The organism is Arthrobacter sp. TS-15 (genome assembly GCF_006964045.1).
Lineage (GTDB): Bacteria > Actinomycetota > Actinomycetes > Actinomycetales > Micrococcaceae > Arthrobacter.
The window spans coordinates 36,653-55,091 of the sequence record NZ_SDXQ01000050.1; the positions used below are offsets into that span (position 1 = coordinate 36,653).

Here is an 18,439-nt window from a genome sequence, read left to right on the forward strand (position 1 = left end):
GGCCGGGCAGCGCCCCTGTCACAATCCGGGTGACCACATGTTAAACCACGACGTCGGCACCCGGGCGTGGGTGCCGACGTCGTGGTCTTGCTGAAGTACTTTGCGCTAAAAGTGCGCGGGGTTCTTAGTTGGCGTAGAACGGGTAATCGGTGTAACCCTCGGCGCCGTCGGCGTAGAAGGTGGAAGCGTCCGGCTCATTGAGCGGCAGGCTTTCGCGCCAGCGACGGGCGAGATCGGGATTGGCAATGGCGGGGCGTCCCACCACCACGGCGTCGGCGAGTCCGTCTTCGATGATTGCAAAGGCTTCATCGCGGGTGGTGATCTCGCTGAAGCCTGTGTTTACCAGGAACGTGCCGTTGAAGCGCTCGCGGAGGTCCTGCACCAAAGAGCTCTTAGGGTCATGGTGGAGGATGCTCAAGTACGCCAGGTTCAGCGGAGCGATGGTGTCAACCAGCACTTCGTATGTGGCCCGGACGTCGTCGGCGTCGATTTCGGCGATTCCCTGCACATTGTGCTCTGGGGAAATACGGATGCCCACCCGGTTGGCACCGAGAGCCTCGACCACGGCGTTGACGGTCTCGATCACGAAACGGGCCCGGTTCTCCGGGGAGCCGCCATAGCTGTCCGTGCGAACGTTGGAGTTCGGTGCAAGGAATTCGTGCAGCAGGTAACCGTTGGCGGAGTGGAGTTCAACGCCGTCGAATCCTGCCTCGATAGCGTTCTTGGACGCGGTGACAATTTCCTGAATAACCGCCGGAAGCTCATCCGTGCGAAGTTCGCGCGGCACCGGGTAGGGCTGCTTGCCGTTGGGCGTGCGAACTTCGCCCTCGATGGCCACCGCACTGGGGCCCACGATCTCGTGGCCGTTGGTGATGTCGGCGTGTGAAACGCGGCCGCCATGCATGACCTGAGCAAAGATGCGGCCACCCTCGGCGTGGACTGCGTCGGTGACGTTCTTCCAGCCCGCAATTTGCTCCTCCGTGACAAGCCCTGGCTGCCCCGGGTACGACTGGCCTGCGAACGTCGGATAGGTGCCTTCGCTGACGATCAGCCCAAGGGAAGCCCGCTGCCGGTAATGCTCAGCGATCAATGAACCAGGCACACCGTTCTGACCTGCGCGTAGACGCGTCAAGGGTGCCATCACCAGACGGTTGGAAAGTTCAAGCTCGCCGAGGGCCAGGGGGGTAAACAGCATGCGCAGTTCCTTTCAGAGTGAATCAGGTTCACCTTGGGCAACTGCATGGCGTCTGCAACTATTCCGAAGGAGTCGGACATCACACCGACTGTGATGGAAAATCAGGACTCACTCCGGTTCGACGCTTTTCAAGGCATCTTCGAAGCACTCGCACAGGGCCAGTACCGCCACAAGGTGAGCTTCTTCTGCATGAGGAGGATCCGTGTCGATGCATATTGACTCGTTGACCGACTGGGCGAGGTCCTTGGACTCCTTGCCCGTGAGCGCCCAGACCCGTGCACCTCTTGATTTCGCCGCGGCTGCAGCTTCACGGAGCTCCTCGGTGATCCCCCTGGCAGCGAGAAGGACCACTATGTCACCCGCTCGCACCTGGGTGGATATCTGAGCTCCCATGCTTCCGCTGCCGTTAGAGCCGGCAGCGCTTTTGGTGATGGAGATGGCTTTGAAACCGGACCCCTCCACAGGATCGTGCGCGTTCAGCTCTGAGGTGAACCTCTGCGCCTCGTGCGAAGATCCGTCGCTGCCTGCGGCGAAGACGCACCCCCCGCGCAACCTGACACGCGCCAACTCCTCGCCCCATTCGGCGAGCCGCGAAGACTCGCGACGGAGGGCCGCCACAGCGGGGCCGATCTCACCCAGGTGTCCTAAGACCACGTCTACCGCATGCCGGTTCGGTTTCGACCCGGTAGAGCGTTCCGCCTGACCTGTTCGCCTCACCACAATGCTCACGCCCCTACCTCCGTCCCTTGAAGCTACAGGTTCCTGCCGCCCTCGCGCGTTGGACTGTCATTCGCCGAACCATCCCGGCCGCCGCGGTCCCGTGTAAGCCGCTCGCCCTCAGTTAGGTTGGACCGATCGTGGTCAGCCTCGCGGGAGTGGTCAGCGCCCTGCGTACGGTCAGTGTCACGGGAGCGGTCAGCGTCATGCGACCTCCCCGTGTTCGAAGCCGGATCCAGTTTGTCGGCGCGACGGAGATGTTCCTCGACGCGTTCGTGAGCTTCTCCGGCTTTGTGCGCTCGTTCTTCCGCTTCCTTCCGGAGCCGGTTGGCTTCGACTTCCGCCTGAAGCGCGGCGGCCTCTGCCTGCGCTGATTCGGCTTTTGCCTGGTGCGCACCGATGGCTTCCTCGGCCGCCTTCTCGCGCAGCTCCTCAGCTCGGCGGCGATTGACCTCGGCCTTTTTGCGTCGCCCGATGACAACTGCGACGATCACAACGGCAATGACGACGACGGCCAGCACGATGATCAGTACCAGTGTTCCTGTATCCATGTGCGTTACCTCCCTGATGAGCGGCTTCTATGGGCGCCGCTCGTGGCCCGTGCTGGCTTAGTACGTGAAATGCTTGATGCCCGGGATGTGTACCTGGGGTGTACCCCAGGTACACATCTCGAAACGATTCCGGGTTCTCAGACGGGCAGCTCCATCCGGAAGCCGCACCTGCAATGGATGACACGGGTCGTGAAGTACACATCCAGTAGGCCATCGTCCACGTCTTCGGTGGTCATGGGCGCGTAGACGCTACGGGCAGAGGATTCGGCAAATGCCATGGGCTCACCGCAGTGGAAATAGTGACCACCGGATTGGAGCAGACCGGATACGTTTCCGCTGCGATTGGGGATTGCGGCAGCGTCTCCGGAAACTAGCGGGTTCTTCATGATGGACAACGCGATCACTCCTCGGTCGGCTCTGCCCGAAACTCTCTCCTTCGCACCATCTTAACACTAACAATCAGGATGCTTATTACTTTTGGGTTTCAGTGGCTTTCGATGTGTTCCCTGAGCGCTGATCTTCCGGCGATGTCGAGGCAAGGCGGCCTTGTGCGCTGATGCCATCTCTGCTTCGCTGGGAAGGTCTCCAGCAGCGAGGGACCTACCCAGCCTTAACGCAGGGAGCATCGATCGTGAAAGCAGTGACATGGCAAGGCCGGCGCTCAGTCAGCGTCGAAGACGTCCCCGATCCCTCCATCCAGGAGCCCACGGACGCGATTGTCCGGATCACATCCACAGCCATTTGCGGCTCCGACCTTCACCTTTACGAAGTTCTGGGCCCGTACATGCATAAGGGCGATGTAATTGGTCACGAGCCCATGGGAATCGTGGAAGAAGTGGGCTCCGAAGTCCACCGACTCAAAAAGGGTGACCGCGTGGTGGTGCCATTCAATATCTCCTGCGGTCATTGCTATATGTGCAACCAAGGCCTTCAGTCGCAATGTGAAACCACGCAGGTGACAGCCAAGGGGTCGGGGGCCGCACTTTTCGGCTACTCCGAACTTTATGGCTCAGTCCCCGGCGGACAGGCTCAATACCTGCGCGTTCCCTTCGCAGATTACGGCCCTGTCAAAATTGATTCCGATGCCCCGGATGAGCGCTATCTCTTCCTCTCAGACATCCTGCCCACAGCGTGGCAGGCAGTTGAGTATGCGAACGTGCCGGACGGTGGCACGCTGGCTGTACTCGGGCTCGGCCCCGTGGGCCAGTTCGCTGCAAGGATAGGCGTCCACAAAGGCTTCCGCGTGATTGGCGTCGATCCGGTCCCCGAACGCCGCGCGATGGCGGAGGCACATGGCGTAGAGACCATGGATTACAGCTCCCACGTGGCGGAGCAGATTCGTGAAGATACGCTCGGGCGAGGGCCCGACTCCGTGGTGGATGCGGTGGGTATGGAGGCTCATGGATCCCCCGTGGCATCCTTCCTCCACCGGGCCGTCTCGTTACTCCCGGACAAGCCCGCGCAGGTGGCCATGGAAACCATGAGCGTTGACCGGTTAGCCGCGCTCCATACAGCCGTGGATCTGGTCCGCCGTGGCGGAACCCTTTCGCTGAGCGGCGTCTATGGCGGTCAAGCAGATCCCATGCCCCTGATGACCATGTTCGACAAGCAAATCCAGCTCCGCATGGGGCAGTGCAATGTTCGCAGCTGGACTGACGCGCTGCTCCCCCTGGTAGAGGACGACGCCGATCCGCTGGGAGTCATGCATCTGGTCACCCACACCGGAGGGCTGGATGAGGCGCCCGCCCTCTATGAGAAGTTCCAGAAGAAGCAGGACGGCTGCATCAAGGTGGTGCTCAAGCCCTAGGCGGCGCTTCACAGTCGCGTGGTACCAATGCCATAGCGATGTGTTCAGGAAGTACCCAGAATTGCTCGTTAGCCTAGCGATTGTCAGCGTTGGATTACATCGAAGGAGGGCCCATGGGACTCGGAGACAAGATCAGCAACAAGGCACAGGAAGTCACCGGTAAGGCAAAGGAAGCCTTGGGCGACGCAACGAACAATGAGAAACTGCAGGCCGAGGGCGTCGCTGATCAAGCGGCTGCCAAGACCAAGCAGGCCGGCGAGAACGTCAAGGACACCGCGAAGGACGTCTTCGACAAGTAAGCCCCCACAGCAACAACCACAACTAAATAATTCACACAGCACAACGCCCCGGCGCTCGAAAGAAGGCCGGGGCGTTTGCGTGCACCCAAGTAAGTAGCATTCAAGCGCGTTTTGAGGGCTCTAAACGCGCCTAACTGCGACTCAGTTGGGTCGGCGGGGGTTACTTTTGGGCCGGGAGTACCAGCGCGCCCGTCTTGTCCGTGGACAACGCCAGGGACGAGATGTACTGGGGTTCGCCGTCGGGCCCGTCCTGAGCGGAGCGGAGCATGTCCGGACGTTCGAACTCGATGCCTGTCACGTGGCACATCAGCTTGGCATCGCTGGGGTTGCCGTCGGCGTCAAACATCGGCAGGTCGATGCCGTCGTCGATCCGGCGGAGGTAGTAGCGCCCCTTGGTGGCCAGAGCCAACAGGGTCGGCAGCACCAAGGCCAGGCCCACTGCGAAGATCGGCGAGAACGGCTGTACTGCGGAACCGAAGGCGCCAAAGAAGACGGCGATGGAAACCCCTGCGGAGACCAGCATGGACACGAAACCCACGGGATTGACGGCGTAGAGCATCCCGCGGCGGAACTCCGGAACCTTGGGCGAGATCTTCAGCAGATACTTGTTGATGGCTATGTCCGAGGCCACCGTGACCACCCAGGCCATGGCGCAGTTGGCGTAGAAGCCCAGGATCGTGTTGAGGAACTCGAACATGTTCGATTCCATAAGCACCAGCGCAATCACCAGGTTCACCACAACAAACACCATGCGGCCCGGGTAGGTCTTGGTGATGCGCGTGAAGGAGTTGGTCCAGGCCAGCGAGCCGGAGTAGGCGTTGGTGACGTTGATCTTGATCTGCGAGATGACCACCAGCACCACGGCCAAAGTCATGGCGAGCCAGGCCGGCATCATCTCTTCGTAGACGCCCAGAAACTGGTGAACGGGCTCATTTGCATGCACCGCAGCCGCAGGATCCAGCTTGGCGATCAGGTAAATCGCGATGAACAGGCCGATGATCTGCTTGATGGCACCGAAGATGACCCAGCCCGGTCCGGCCAGGATCACTGCACGCCACCAAGCACCCTTGTTCTCAGCAGTCTTGGGCGGCATAAAGCGCAGGTAGTCGATCTGCTCCGCGATCTGTGCCATGAGTGACAGGCACACACCGGCCGCCAACATCACCGATGCCAGGTTAGGTCCACCCTGCCCGGAAGCGCCGGTGAACGCGAAGAAGGCGTCGATGCTCTCGGGGTGGGACAGTAGCAGATAGCCCACGGGAACCACCATGAGCAGCAGCCACAGTGGCGTGGTCCACACCTGCAAAGTAGCGAGCGTCTTCATTCCGTAGATCACCAGCGGAATGATGATGATGGTGGACACCGCATAGCCGATCCACTGCGGAATACCGAGGCCCAGCTGCAGCCCTTGGGCCATGATGGAGCCCTCAAGCGCGAAGAAGATGAACGTGAACGTGGCGAAAATGATGTTGGTGACCACTGAGCCGTAGTAGCCGAACCCCGAGCCGCGGGTGATCAGGTCCAAATCGATGTTGTAGCGTGCTGCGTAATAGGCCAAGGGGAAGCCGGTGGCGAAGATGATCACCGCGGCCACGATGATGCCGAAGATCGCGTTCACTGTTCCATAGGCGATGCCGATGTTCGCGCCGATGGAGAAGTCGGCCAGGTAGGCGATGCCGCCCAACGCACTGGTGGCCACCACACCGGCGCTCCATTTCCGGTAGGACCGCGGAGCGAACCGGAGCGTGTAATCCTCCAGGCTCTCCTTCGCAGCACTCATCGCGTCGGCGTTGCCTTGCGCTATTGGAACAGAGCCGGCGGTTCCGACGGCGGTTCCAGCCGCCGTCGTCGGCTCCAATGTTGCGGTACTCGTCTTATCGTCACTCATTCGTGGTCGCTTTCGTCCGGGGAGGGTGCTTCGCCCACGACGCTAGTCACGCAGCGCGTCAATTCAGTCACGTCCATGTTTCACAGCTGTAACTTCTGCATCAGCCGCCCCGCGCGGCCAGCACCAAAATCCAGCTCCACAGTTTGTGCGCACCCCACAAAATCGCCCTCCACCTGCACCGATACCGTCAAGGACATGAGCACCCAAGCACCCCTTGAGACCACCACCTACGCCATTCTGGACACCGCCCGCGAGCAGGTCCTTGAACGGGGCGAAGGCCTGAACGAATCCCAACTCATCCAGATCCTGGAGCTCCCCGACCACGCCATCCCCGAAGCCCTGCAACTCGCGCATGAGGTTCGCCTCAAGCACTGTGGTGAGGATGTTGAGGTGGAAGGCATCATCTCCATCAAGACCGGTGGCTGCCCGGAAGACTGCCATTTCTGCAGCCAGTCGGGCCTGTTCGACTCCCCCGTCCGTGGCGTTTGGCTGGACATCCCGGAGCTGGTTAAGGCAGCCAAGGAAACCGCAGCCACCGGTGCCACCGAGTTCTGCATCGTGGCGGCTGTCCGGGGCCCGGACATCAAGCTCATGAACCAGATCAAGTTCGCGATCGACCGCATCAATGAAGAAGTGGACATCAACATCGCCTGCTCGCTGGGCATGCTCACGCAACGCCAAGTGGACCAGCTGGCCGAGTGGGGCGTCCACCGCTACAACCACAACCTTGAGACAGCGCGCAGCTACTTCCCCGAGGTCGTTACCACTCACAGCTATGAGGAACGCCTCGAGACGTGCGCCATGGTGAAGGCCGCCGGAATGGAACTATGCTGCGGTGCGCTGATCGGCATGGGTGAATCATTGGCCCAGCGGGCCGAACTCGCTGCCCAGCTTGCCGCCCTTGAACCGCACGAAGTCCCACTGAACTTCCTTAATCCCCGCCCCGGCACACCTTTGGAAAACCAGGGAATCATGGACGGCAAGGATGCCCTCCGTGCTATCGCCGCGTTCCGGCTGGCGATGCCGCGGACCGTTCTCCGATACGCCGGCGGCCGTGAACTGACCCTTGGCGACCTCGGCACCCGCGACGGTCTCCTGGGTGGTATCAACGCCGTCATTGTGGGCAACTACCTCACCACCCTGGGCCGGCCGGCAAATGCGGACCTCAACCTCTTGGTGGAACTGAACATGCCCATCAAGGAGTTCCAGAAGTCTCTATGAAGGCTGCAGAGTCACAGAAGTTCTGCGGCCACTGCGGCGGCGGCACTTTCAGCACCGACGGCGGCACGTTCGGCACCGATGGTGACGGTCCGACGTCGGACGCCCACCGCAGCTGCCAACAGCGCCTGGCGATGGAGCCGCCGCGCTTTTGTCCGGAGTGCCGGCGCCGCATGAAAGTGCAGGTCACTCCGTTGGGGTGGACCGCGGAGTGTTCGCGCCACGGCCTGATGAGTTTTTGTACAGATACCGCCCCTAACAGCACCTCATAAGGGCGGTATCTGTACAAAAACTCCCTGGGTAGGCTGGATGCATGACCGGGAGCCGGGACCTTCTGACGCGGGAGCAACGCAGCCGCAACATGTCGAAAATCCGCGGGAAGAACACCAAACCAGAGCTGCTGGTTCGTAAACTCCTGCACGCGAAAGGCTACCGGTACCGGTTGCACGGGCAGTCCGGAGCAGTGAAGCTGCCGGGCCGCCCGGATTTGGTGTTTGCGGGCAGGCGCAAGGTCATTTTCGTCAATGGCTGTTTCTGGCATGTCCATGATTGCAAAGCGGGACAGCATGCTCCGGCGGCAAATGCCGAGTTCTGGGAAGTCAAGAGAAGACGAACCCGCGAAAGGGACGCCCTGCAGCGGGAACAGTTGACAGCTGCCGGCTGGCAGGTGCTCACGGTCTGGGAGTGCCAACTTAAGAATATGTCCGTGCTCGAGGATCGGCTCACAGCATTCCTGGAGTCCGCTGCGGGTTAGGCCGGCTACGCACTACGCCCGCAAATTAACTCCGCACTATGCCAGCGATGCGGCTCCGCAAGTCAGCGGCTATCTAGGCGCGGTTGTGGTGGTTGGCGCGGAATTGACCGTGTTGTCCGTGACATTGGGCTGGGAACTCTGCTGCCAAAGCGAGAAGGCGGCCGAACCTCCAATGCCCAGCAGTACCGTCATGCAGACCACGATGATGAGCAGGAGGCCCGGTGACGGGCGAGCACCACTGTCCATGTTCTTCCCCGTTCCTGGTCCAGCCTGGAGACATCCAGATCTGCTTTCACTACTTTGTGGGGGCGAGATCAAGAGCGCCTCTGAGTCCGCTCAAGATTGGATCAATCTTTGGATATTTGGCGTTGCGCAACTTCCACGGGTCCTACTGTTGAATGGTGAATCTATTGTTTGGAGGCGGGAGGGGTTTGGTGTCTGAGTACGACGAGTGCACCGACGCCCTGGTGGATCGCACCGTTCTCACCGAACTCCAAGCAGAGTTGGGCGGCGACCACAGCATCATCAGCAGCTTCGTACGCAACTATGTGGAGCTTCTGCCCTGGCGGGTGGGTCGGCTACACCGCGCACTGGAAAGGCAGGACATTGAGGACGCCATGGACGCAGTCCTCAGCCTCAAAGCCTCCAGCCACATGGTGGGCGCCATCTGCATGAACCGCTTGGCGACCGAGCTGGAGATCAGCATCCGACTCCTGCCGAACGGAGACCACTTGGACCGCTTGGCCGCGCAGGTCCACGAAATCGAGAATTTTGTCTCCGGCACCATCCAGGAACTGGAAACGCCCCTGCAGCCTAACTAGCCGCTTCAGCCCAACTAGGCGCTGCAGCCCAACTAGCCCCTGCAGCCCAGTTCATGGACGGCCGGGCTTAGTTGTTTGAGGCGGGCGCGAGCCTGTAGCCGACGCCGCGTACCGTCTCAAGCCAGCGGGGCGCCTGAATGCTGTCGCCGAGCTTCTTGCGCAGATTTCCCATGTGTACCTCAACGGCGCGCTCGTCCGCGTCGCTGACGTAACTGCCGACGTCGTAGGGTTCGTTGCGGAGGCGACGGGCGAGGTCTGCCTTGGTCCGCACAATCCGCCCGGTCTCCAACAGGGCGAGCAGGAGGTCGAACTCGGTGCGGGTCAGCTTGAGTTCGGTGCCGTTCAGGACCGCTGTGCGCGACCCGGCGGAAACGGCCAGACCGTTGTGGCTAACCTCGGGGTCCACCACTTCTTCCGGAGCGCTCTTGGATTCGGACGACGCCCGCGGACGCCGCATCATCGCTTCGACGCGCGCGCGCAGTTCCCGGGGACGGAAGGGCTTGGTGAGGTAGTCGTCGCCGCCGGCTTCCAGACCCATGAGGGTGTCCAGCTCTTCGGCGCGGGCGGTCAACATGATGATGTAGGCGTCCGAGGATTTCCGGATCTGGCGGGCAACCTCAAAACCGTCGATATCGGGAAGACCCAAGTCCAGCGTAATGACATCCGGATTCAGCTCGCGGGCCGACGTCACACCTGCGGATCCGGTGGACGCGACGTGCACATCAAACCCCGCCTGGGATAGAACTACGCGTACCAATTCGCGGATATCCTGATCATCTTCAATGACCAGCCCCACACGTGCTTCACTCATCGCTGCCCCTCAGCCCCTTCGATAACCTCAGAAGTATATCCATTATGGTTAGGCTGATCTCATGAACCGACTTTCTTCCGCATTTTTGGTGGATGTGCCATGACCCCGCCGTCAACGTGGGACATTGGTGAAAAGAAGCAATTGTTGGTTTTTCGGCGCTCTTTCCACGAACATACCCTGCGTATGCGAGTAGTGCTCAGCCAATTGCCGTTATCCGTGTGTGTCTGTATTTCGGCCATCCTGGTTTGGCTGTATTTTCCTGCCACGCTCGAAAATCCGCTGTTCCTCATTTTCCTGCTGAGTCAGGCGCTCCTCCTGGCACTGTGCATCATTGTGCCCTGGCACCGGCTCCCGTTCGCCACCTTCCTCAGCATCCCCATCCTGGACATGGTCTCCATCGGCTTCGCCCGTGAAGGTGCGGTGGAGTCCATCACCGGCCTCAGCGTCCTGGTGGTGTTGCCCGTCATCTGGCTGTGTGCTTCAGGGTTGTACCCGAAACTGGCCATTGTCCTGTCCTTCCTGGGACCGTTAGGGATCGTCTGGGTTCCCTTGTTCGTGAGAGGGACCCTCAGCGAACAGGACCTCACCAAGCCACTGCTGTTCCCCATCCTCATGTTGGGCATCGGTGTTTCCGTGAGTGTTCTGACCCTGAGCATGGTGCGTCAGCAGCGTGCGTTGGAGCAGAAGGACGAGGCCCTTAAGGAAGCACTGAGCGTCAGCACCAAACAGGAACGGCTCCTGAACACCGTCATGGAAGCCCTTCCCCTGGGCGTGGTGGCAGTCGACGGCGATGGCCATGACATCCTCATGAACCGTCGCCAGCGCCAAACACACGCACTGGCAACTCCCCCGGACAATGACGATCCCAACGAATCCCAGTTGCTCATCTTCGACACGGACCGGACCACGCCCCTGGATGCCGACCGCAGGCCGGTGCGCCGTGCAGTCCTGGGCGAAAGGTTCACCGACCAGTTGGTGTGGTTGGGTTCTGGGAGCGATCAACGTGCCTTCACCGCGAGCGCACGCCCCATGGTGGACGACTCCGGCAAGTTCGCCGGGTCCGTAGTGGTGTTCAGCGACGTCACGGACTTGGTGAACGCCCTCGCCGCCAAAGACGACTTTGTTGCCAACGTATCCCACGAGTTCCGTACGCCTCTAACGTCCATCCTTGGGTACGTTGAGCTGATCCTGGATGAGCCGGACACCCTCGACGCCAAGGCACGCAAACAGCTGGACATCGTCAGGCGGAACGCGGAGAGGCTCCTGACCCTCGTCTCGGACTTGCTGGCCATACGTTCGGGCCAGATCGTCATTCAACCTCACACAGTGGACGTTGCCGAGTTGGTGCGCGGGAGCGTCAACTCCGCAGAGCCCCGTGCCGCCAAGGCCGGCATCAGGCTCTCCGTGGATCTCCCCGACGCCTTGGAAGCCCGCATCGACTCCTCAAGGATCGCGCAGGTACTGGACAACTTGGTATCGAATGCCATCAAGTACTCCCCCGACGGCGGGGACGTTGAAGTGGCCGCTTGGGAGGATCAGGACTTCATCTTCTGCCGGGTAACCGATACCGGGATGGGGATGAACGAAGAGGAACAGGCCGAGGCTTTCACCAAGTTCTTCCGGGCCGGCGGCGTACGCAAAAGCGCCATTCCCGGCGTCGGGCTTGGACTGCCCATCAGCAAAGCCATTGTTGAGGCGCACGGCGGAACCATCACGTTGGACAGCGAACCAGGCCGGGGCACCACGTTCACGGTGAAGATGCCCTCGTGAGCATCAGCGCTTAGGGGCGCCTGCACCCATCTCAGCGTCCCGACGGCGGCCGAACAGGAAGTAGCTGACCGGGCCGAAGAAGTTGATGAAGGAGACAGCGCGCCAGACCGCCTTCTTGCCTCTGATCTGATCGTCAGGAGTCTTGCCGATGCTCCGCTGCGCCGCGCCCAGCAAGGCCATGTTGACGGCGCCACTGACCATCAGCATGATCCGTTGGCCTTTGGACATGTCGCGCCACGATTTCCTGCGGGCCATGATGCCTCCTCCAGTGAAGATTTACTTATCAGGCTAGTCCGACGCCGGGCGACCCGCCACAGCCTGGCGTACTACTTCGCCCCAGGATTGTTCGGCCAGGTCAGCGACTGCGGCCAGGATTTCCGACGGCGGCAAGGACAGGTCCAGCGGGTACTCCACAATGTCGATGTCCGTGTTGAGGATCCTACGCAGCTTCATTTCCCCCGAACCCGCGTAGACGAGCCATGCGGTGGGTACCCTGAGGGCTGTGCAGTATGCCAGCAACTGGTAGTGGTCCGCGCTTAGGGACGCGCCGGCGTCGGAGGCTGCCTGGTATTTGGAGTCGTAGACCACCACGGGACGCCCACCCAGGAAATGCACGGCGTCCGGACGAACGGTAATGCGATCGGAGTCCCGGACTGCCTCATTGAGGAGCGCGCCGTACTGGAGGCGCATCTCTCCCGGGTGGGCACTCATGGCGCTGCGCAACGCGGTCCCCACGAATTCCTCGAACACCTGGCCCATGTCCACCACGAAGGACGCAGTTTGCTGCTTACCCTCACCGGCCTCGGCGGAAGCGTTGCGGAGGATCACCTCGGCCAGGCGCAGCACGGGGTGGTACCTGAGGTTCATCCGGCTGGCCCGCCACGGCGGCAGGGGCGCTCCGGACTGGAGCCGTGTGACGGCGTCGAGCTTTCCCTTGAGCTGCCGCAAACGGCTCAGGACAGTGGGCCGGACGCCGGGAACCTGACCCATGCGCTCCAAGGCAGCACGGAGGATACGGTTCTCCGCGATGTCCTCTGTGAATTCGTCGTAGGAGACTTCCAATGGCACCATCATCCCGGGACGTCGTGAAATCTGGTCCGAGATCCGGATGCGCCCTTTGACGGTGCGCAAGGACTCCTCCACGGTGAGGTAGCCCTGCAGGACGCCACGGCTCAGGGCTTTGTCCGCCAACTGAGCTAGTGATTCGGCCAGTGCGCTCCACAGGTCCGGGTGCTCCACGGCCTCCACTGAGTGATCACGGAAGCCCTGCTCTCCGGCGTAGCTGAGCAGGAAGAGGAGCCTGCTCAGGCCAAGCCGGTCCTTGGGACGGACTTCGAGCTGCACCGTGGTGGTCCGTACTGAGCCCACCTTGCCAACGGGTTCAATCCGGTAGAGGCCCATGCCCATGGGAGAGGCCTTGGCCAGCCCGCTGGTGTTGATGAATGCCGCCGATTGGGGATCGAGTTTTTCCACCACCCCGCGGGAGAGCTCGTCCATGACGATATGCCGGGGGCCGGAGTTGACCCGCCCCGCGCTGGCGGACGCACGGCCCGTAGTGACCCGCCCCGCGCTGGCGGGCGCACTTCCCGCGCTGGCGGGCACACCCCCCGCGCTGGCGGGCGCACGGCCGGGCCTTGGCGGGATGCCTTTAGCGGGCTGCAAGACGTCCCAGCAGCTGGTCCAGGCCGAAGCGTTCCTCCAGCTGCGCCCGGTTCAGCTGCCCGTGATAGTGCTCCTCCAGCAACGGCATGAGCTCGTACTTCCAGATGCGGCGGAGTCCAGTGGGGTTCTGGGCCGCGTTCTTCATGAAGTAGGACGGCCCGATCATCAGGTCCCGGTCCCAGTCGTCGATCGCGTCATTGAGCGCATCCAGCAGGTCCGCGTTGAGGGTGTCCAGACCGCGGGCTTCCAGGAAGCGACGCAGCGTGCCACGGATCGGCTCCTCTTTGGGGTGGAGCTCGATGAACGCAAACCGCCGGCGAATGGCGGCGTCCATCATGGCGATGGAACGGTCCGCGGTGTTCATGGTTCCGATGATGTAAAGGTTGTCCGGCAAGCTGAAGGGCTCATTGGGGCTGTACTGGAGGTAGATGCGGTCGTCCCGGTATTCCAGGAGGAAGTAGAGCTCGCCGAAGACCTTGGCCAGGTTGGCGCGGTTCATTTCATCGATGATCAGGAAGTACGGCTTGTGCGCATTCTCGGGTTTCGCGGCCTCCTCGGCGAGACGCCGCAGTGGACCGGCCACAAGCTTGAAGGACACTTGGCCATCATCAGTTTTGTCCGGCCGGTAGCCCTCGAAGAAATCCTCGTAGGCATACGAGGGATGGAACTGGACCAGCTTCACCCGTTCGTCGGTGTGGTCACCGGCCAACTCGGCGGCTAGATGCTTTGCAAGGTAGGTTTTGCCGGTTCCCGGCGGACCATAAAGAACCAGTTGGCGGTTTTCCTCGAGAAGTTCAGCGATCTCCTTGAGTGGTTCAACGTCCATGTGCAGGGACGCTGCAAACTCTTCGGTCAGCGGCCGGAACCCTTGCTGGACAACCTCGACGACGGTAGTGGGCGGGGCTTCGTCCTCGCCATCGGTTTCGGCTTCCACGGGGAGCAGCTCCTGCAGGGCCTGAATCACCCTGGTGACGTCCACGATGATGCCCGGTGTGGAAAGTTGACGCTGGGCGTGACGGGGAAGCTCGGGGATAGCGTAACTGTCATCGAACCAGCGGACCTTGCGGCGGATCCGCCGATTGTCTTCATGGTGTTCGGGTTCTCCGAGGACCACCCCAACCCTTACCCGGCCGGCGTGCTGGTACAGCGTGAGGTCACCTGGCTTCATGACTGTCAGGAAAGCGAAAACAGCTGTTTTGGTGTCTTCGCGCTCCACGTAGCCCAGGTGCTTGTAATCCTCATCCACGGCATGCTGGACAACGCCTGCCGTGACGCCTGCGTTGAGGGCGCGCAGATGTTCCACATCCAAGGTGGCCTTCTCTTCGGCAACCCAGGCGGCCAGCAGGTCCGCATTGTCGTGATGGGTACGCAGGAGCCAGGAACGGCGCCCCGGATCTCCCACCTTGCGCCATTGGCTTACCAGTTGGCGTCCGTACCAGTCGATGCGCTGCCCGGCTTGCTCGTCCAGGTGCAGGCGGATGCGGTGGATGTCGGCGGTAATGTCCTCGTCTGTATCGCCCCCGGCCCCGCCGACGAGAGAAGCAAAGGCGTCCCGGATTTCCTGGCGTTCAACGTCTGCCACTACGGGCTCAAAGTAGCTCGGCCACACCAAGTACTCGATGCTGCGGCGCAGGGCAGGCTGATCCTCGGGCGTTGCGGCGGCCAGTTCATGGAACTTCAGCGGGTCCGCGAGTGCCTCGTTGATGGTGGCTGTGCTTTGGCTGTCCACGTGGGCCACGAAGCGGCACAGCCATTTCAGGTGGTCCCAGATGGTCCAGTTGAACTCGGCGGTGCGGTCACGGATGACGCCGTGGTCCGTCATGCCCTCATATAGCTCTTCCGGCAGCTCGATGGGCGGCTCAACCCATGATGCGGCCTCGGTGACGCGGGCACGCTTGACCCGGAGGGACTTGACCTCGTGCGCGAGCGGCAGTGATTGCAGGAATAGCAGTTCCACGGCCAGCAGCTTGGCTTCCCGGGACGCGCCATGAAGGTTCTGCCGCAGGTTGGTCATCATGGGGGCTTTGGAGTCCTCCACCCCGCGTTCAAGCCTTTCCAGGAGCTCAGCGGCAGCATCTGCGGTCCACGTCAACGTCCTGCCGTCCAGCGCCGAGGGTCTCCCGTGGAGCGCCGGACCCAGCACATACCAAGCTGCGTCCTCGATCTCCTTGGAGACTCCGGGGGCGCGGTCAATGGCAGTTTTTACGGAGGGAATCACCATGCCAACTTACCTTGTTTGGTTTATCCAAGCATCTGGATATCCACAGGCTTGCTGCCCATCCCGGCTAAGCTGCGTTCAACCCCCGATTGACCAGCGCTAACTTCCGTCGCGGAGGTCAGCCGGAGGTTCGTCCTTCACTTCGATGGCGTCGAAACGTGCCTCACAGCTCTCGCCCATGGGCGCTTGCGACATGAACCCGACGTGCACTGCCTTCTCCGTATCCAGCCTGAACAGCCGTACGAAGGACCATTCCCGGCCGTCCGATGACCAGTGGAAAGCCCACGCTGGCCCTACCCGGCTCACGCGCAGGTAAACCCACGGGGCGTCCACCACGGGGCCGTTGGAATCGTCGGAGTAGTTGTTGGTCACAACGCTGACCACCATGGCTTCCCCTTGCGGAGAATACTCGAAGCAGAGCTTGGCCCAGTGCTCGCTGTCCGCCCACAAAGTCAGCACACCGGCGTCGAACGTTGTCCGTGGTGAGGCCACCAACACCCGGGCTGAGAGTGAGAACGCGGCAGGTGCCCTGAAGCCCAACGCTGTGGCGCGGTGCTGCGGCTCGCCGCCCAGGGAATCGTTGGTCCAGTCGACGCCGGGGGCTGCCGTGAGCGTCAGCGTCCCCTCCGCCTGGTCGTAGCTGGCATGGCCGTCTGAGGAGGACCATTCCAAGGCTGGCAGTCCCGGTATTTCGGGGGGCATTACGTGCTCCGTTCGTTGCGTCTGCATGTACCAGAACACGCTTTCAGAGATTACCCCCGATGTGCGGGAGGCCACACCGCGCGCCCGTCAGTGCATCCCGAACTGATAGGCCGCAGGGACGGGCTCGTCCGGGCACACTTCTTCCCACAAGGCCGCTATGGCGTCCTCGCCCTCGCGGAGGTCCGGAATCTCGACGCCCTCACGCAGGATCGCGGCTGCTTCGGTGGCTTTCCCGGTTCGCGCGAGCGCCAGCGCCTTGAGGAACCTCAAACGTCCGACGCCGGCGCCCTCCTTGGGTGCCGACTCCACCAGTCCCAGTGCCATGGCGGGGTCCCCGTGCCGGATGCTGAGCGTGACGGCTTCCGTCAGCAAGGCTGTGGTGGAGGGGTCAGCGTCAACGCCCCTCCGGAGCTCGGTAAGTCCATCAGTCTCCTGACCTGCGGCGAGCAGGGCCAAGCCCAAGCCGCGGTGCGCGAGCGCCCTGATGCCGGGAGCGGCCCCTCCGTCGGAAAGCACCCCGCGGTACCCCGCCTTCGCACCGTCCAGGTCCTGACGGGCGTGCTTCATGGTGGCCAGGTGAAACCTCGATTCGGGGCTGGCCTGCCCACCAAGCAACTCTTCCCAGTCCGCCCCGGCGACGAAACCGGGCCCGCCGTCGAACGTTTTTCCCTCCAACAGACCGAGCCACGGTTCCTGCTCGGCCGTGACGCTCTCCACCCCGAAAGGTGTACCGCTCTCATCCACCCAGCCCTTCCCGGATTTCCGGCGCCGGGCGCGTTCAAGAACGCCCCAACCACTGCCGCGCAGCAGCATGGTGGACGGCGGGATGTCGGCGTCGTTGAGGGCTGCGGGAAGCATGGCCTCGAGTTCGTCATGGGGCAGGAGTTGCTCCAATCGCTGGCTGGCGTTGGCCACCGCAGCGTCCCAGTCGGCACCGTGCGAGGTTTCCGGATCGAGATGACCGTTACCGTAGGCCTCTACCCATGCCCACTCCGCGTCGGCTGGCATGACAAGGTGTTCAAACTGCGTCTGCGCCAAACCCGCCTGGATTTCGGCATACGGTCCAGCTCCGGGGCTCAGCCATTCCTGCCACCGCTTGCCGCCCTGCCCCTGGCCCCATACGAAGAGCTTCTTGCCGCGGAGGAGTCCCGTGGAGAGCATCGCCAGCCCGTCGCCGTCGTCGTCGGCTGCAACAACCCAACGCCGTTCGGAAGGGTCGATGTCGAAGAAGAAATCCACCGCGTGGGGGCTGTTGACCGGCCAGGTGCCGTCATATCCTTCGTGGTCGGTGGGCCGGACGCGAGTGATGTCCATGGTGTAGTCGCTGCCGAAGGCCTCATCCGCCGGGGCGATCACGCGGGTCCGCTCCGTCTCAGGGATGGCTGCGTTGCTCCACCAGTACATGGGGACCTCGTGGTCGCTTGGGTTGCGGATCCGCACCGCCGCGAAGACCACAGGCGAGTCGCCGGGCAGCCAGATGTCCACTTGAAAAACCACTTCCCGCAGCCGCTCGTATTCCCACATTCGCAGGATGTGCTTGCCGTCCGGGGTGCGGACAATCGCGGTGTGCAAAGGATCGCAAATGGTGGGCGAATGGCCTCGGGTGCCGATGTTCCATTCCAGCCCACCGGCGAACCAGGCCTTGCGCAGCGCGATGTTGGCCAGTTGCGGGGCATCGTGGGTGTGGAGGAGCTGCTTGCCCGTCTTTTTGTCGAACAGTTCCCAGATGCGGCCTCCCAGCGACGGGAGGACCGTCACCTTGAGTTTGCTGTTTTCAAGCACGACGGCGGGCACTTCCTTGGGTGCCGCGTCCCGGCTGTAGCCGTCCTGCATGAGGTACGGGTAAACGTTGGGCACCACACCGAACCGCGCCGAGGCCTGGAGATCCTCCGGCACCCCCTCTCCCACGGTGTAGGGCTGGTCCAGCTCAGCCGCCACCACGGGCAAGGGGTTGAGCGGGCCGAGCTCGGCCATGGTCAGGGAAACGGTGGTGACTGTGAGGGTGGAGGTTGCTGTGTCTGCCACG

The 18,439-nt window shown here is 62.2% G+C and carries 19 protein-coding genes; 7 read left to right on the top strand and 12 right to left on the bottom strand.

Annotated elements, in window-relative coordinates:
- Window positions 1-124 precede the first annotated feature (124 nt).
- From EU811_RS19875 to EU811_RS19890, 4 genes are all read right to left on the bottom strand, one after another.
- Complete coding sequence (locus EU811_RS19875) at window positions 125-1,195, bottom strand: alkene reductase (protein WP_142940028.1); 1,071 nt, start codon at window positions 1,193-1,195, stop codon at window positions 125-127.
- A 108-nt stretch (window positions 1,196-1,303) separates the two neighbouring features.
- Window positions 1,304-1,924, bottom strand: a complete 621-nt coding sequence (locus EU811_RS19880) for an SIS domain-containing protein (RefSeq protein WP_187697265.1) — start codon at window positions 1,922-1,924, stop codon at window positions 1,304-1,306.
- 23 nt (window positions 1,925-1,947) lie between these two features.
- Window positions 1,948-2,463 (bottom strand): hypothetical protein, encoded by a 516-nt coding sequence (locus tag EU811_RS19885; protein ID WP_142940029.1) that lies wholly within the window; start codon window positions 2,461-2,463, stop codon window positions 1,948-1,950.
- Between the two features lie 137 nt (window positions 2,464-2,600).
- Window positions 2,601-2,858, bottom strand: coding sequence for a hypothetical protein (locus tag EU811_RS19890; RefSeq protein WP_446698067.1), 258 nt, complete (start codon window positions 2,856-2,858; stop codon window positions 2,601-2,603).
- A gap of 236 nt (window positions 2,859-3,094) precedes the next feature.
- Here EU811_RS19890 and EU811_RS19895 point away from each other — a divergent pair, with 236 nt between their 5' ends.
- Both EU811_RS19895 and EU811_RS19900 read left to right on the top strand, forming a co-directional pair.
- Window positions 3,095-4,270 carry a zinc-dependent alcohol dehydrogenase gene (locus EU811_RS19895; RefSeq protein WP_142940031.1) on the top strand — a complete coding sequence of 392 codons (1,176 nt, stop codon included), beginning with the start codon at window positions 3,095-3,097 and terminating at the stop codon, window positions 4,268-4,270.
- A 113-nt stretch (window positions 4,271-4,383) separates the two neighbouring features.
- Complete coding sequence (locus EU811_RS19900; protein ID WP_142940032.1) at window positions 4,384-4,569, top strand: CsbD family protein; 186 nt, start codon at window positions 4,384-4,386, stop codon at window positions 4,567-4,569.
- 160 nt (window positions 4,570-4,729) lie between these two features.
- On the opposite strand, the gene EU811_RS19905 is transcribed toward EU811_RS19900, so the two are convergent.
- Window positions 4,730-6,457 carry a purine-cytosine permease family protein gene (locus EU811_RS19905; protein ID WP_142940033.1) on the bottom strand — a complete coding sequence of 576 codons (1,728 nt, stop codon included), beginning with the start codon at window positions 6,455-6,457 and terminating at the stop codon, window positions 4,730-4,732.
- A gap of 195 nt (window positions 6,458-6,652) precedes the next feature.
- Here EU811_RS19905 and bioB point away from each other — a divergent pair, with 195 nt between their 5' ends.
- The 3 genes from bioB to EU811_RS19920 all read left to right on the top strand — a co-directional run bounded on the left by bioB (window position 6,653) and on the right by EU811_RS19920 (window position 8,429).
- Complete coding sequence (gene bioB / locus EU811_RS19910; RefSeq protein WP_142940034.1) at window positions 6,653-7,678, top strand: biotin synthase BioB; 1,026 nt, start codon at window positions 6,653-6,655, stop codon at window positions 7,676-7,678.
- Window positions 7,679-7,809: 131 nt separating this feature from the next.
- Complete coding sequence (bsaP, locus tag EU811_RS24770; protein ID WP_446698068.1) at window positions 7,810-7,947, top strand: biotin synthase auxiliary protein BsaP; 138 nt, start codon at window positions 7,810-7,812, stop codon at window positions 7,945-7,947.
- Window positions 7,948-7,988: 41 nt separating this feature from the next.
- A complete protein-coding gene (locus EU811_RS19920; protein ID WP_142940036.1) occupies window positions 7,989-8,429 on the top strand; it encodes a very short patch repair endonuclease in 441 nt (146 codons plus the stop codon).
- A gap of 69 nt (window positions 8,430-8,498) precedes the next feature.
- Here the strand turns inward: EU811_RS19920 and EU811_RS23825 are convergent, their stop codons facing one another.
- Entirely contained in the window at window positions 8,499-8,675 is a 177-nt protein-coding gene (locus EU811_RS23825) for a hypothetical protein (protein ID WP_165450215.1), read from the bottom strand.
- Between the two features lie 188 nt (window positions 8,676-8,863).
- Here EU811_RS23825 and EU811_RS19925 point away from each other — a divergent pair, with 188 nt between their 5' ends.
- A complete protein-coding gene (locus tag EU811_RS19925) occupies window positions 8,864-9,250 on the top strand; it encodes an Hpt domain-containing protein (protein WP_142940037.1) in 387 nt (128 codons plus the stop codon).
- Window positions 9,251-9,317: 67 nt separating this feature from the next.
- Here the strand turns inward: EU811_RS19925 and EU811_RS19930 are convergent, their stop codons facing one another.
- Window positions 9,318-10,061, bottom strand: coding sequence for a response regulator transcription factor (locus tag EU811_RS19930; RefSeq protein WP_142940038.1), 744 nt, complete (start codon window positions 10,059-10,061; stop codon window positions 9,318-9,320).
- A gap of 99 nt (window positions 10,062-10,160) precedes the next feature.
- Here EU811_RS19930 and EU811_RS19935 point away from each other — a divergent pair, with 99 nt between their 5' ends.
- Complete coding sequence (locus EU811_RS19935; protein ID WP_142940039.1) at window positions 10,161-11,831, top strand: sensor histidine kinase; 1,671 nt, start codon at window positions 10,161-10,163, stop codon at window positions 11,829-11,831.
- Window positions 11,832-11,834: 3 nt separating this feature from the next.
- On the opposite strand, the gene EU811_RS19940 is transcribed toward EU811_RS19935, so the two are convergent.
- The 5 genes from EU811_RS19940 to EU811_RS19960 form a co-directional block, all read right to left on the bottom strand.
- On the bottom strand, window positions 11,835-12,086 hold the full coding sequence (locus tag EU811_RS19940; protein WP_142940040.1) for a PLD nuclease N-terminal domain-containing protein: 252 nt from the start codon (window positions 12,084-12,086) through the stop codon (window positions 11,835-11,837).
- A 33-nt stretch (window positions 12,087-12,119) separates the two neighbouring features.
- Entirely contained in the window at window positions 12,120-13,328 is a 1,209-nt protein-coding gene (locus EU811_RS19945; protein ID WP_142940041.1) for a 5-methylcytosine restriction system specificity protein McrC, read from the bottom strand.
- Window positions 13,329-13,479: 151 nt separating this feature from the next.
- The gene (locus EU811_RS19950) at window positions 13,480-15,714 is read right to left on the bottom strand and encodes an McrB family protein (RefSeq protein WP_142940042.1); all 2,235 of its coding nucleotides are present in this window, start codon (window positions 15,712-15,714) and stop codon (window positions 13,480-13,482) included.
- Between the two features lie 96 nt (window positions 15,715-15,810).
- Window positions 15,811-16,413, bottom strand: coding sequence for a DUF1349 domain-containing protein (locus EU811_RS19955; RefSeq protein ID WP_142940043.1), 603 nt, complete (start codon window positions 16,411-16,413; stop codon window positions 15,811-15,813).
- An 87-nt stretch (window positions 16,414-16,500) separates the two neighbouring features.
- Window positions 16,501-18,438 carry a DUF5107 domain-containing protein gene (locus tag EU811_RS19960; RefSeq protein ID WP_238703477.1) on the bottom strand — a complete coding sequence of 646 codons (1,938 nt, stop codon included), beginning with the start codon at window positions 18,436-18,438 and terminating at the stop codon, window positions 16,501-16,503.
- Window position 18,439: the final 1 nt, after the last annotated feature.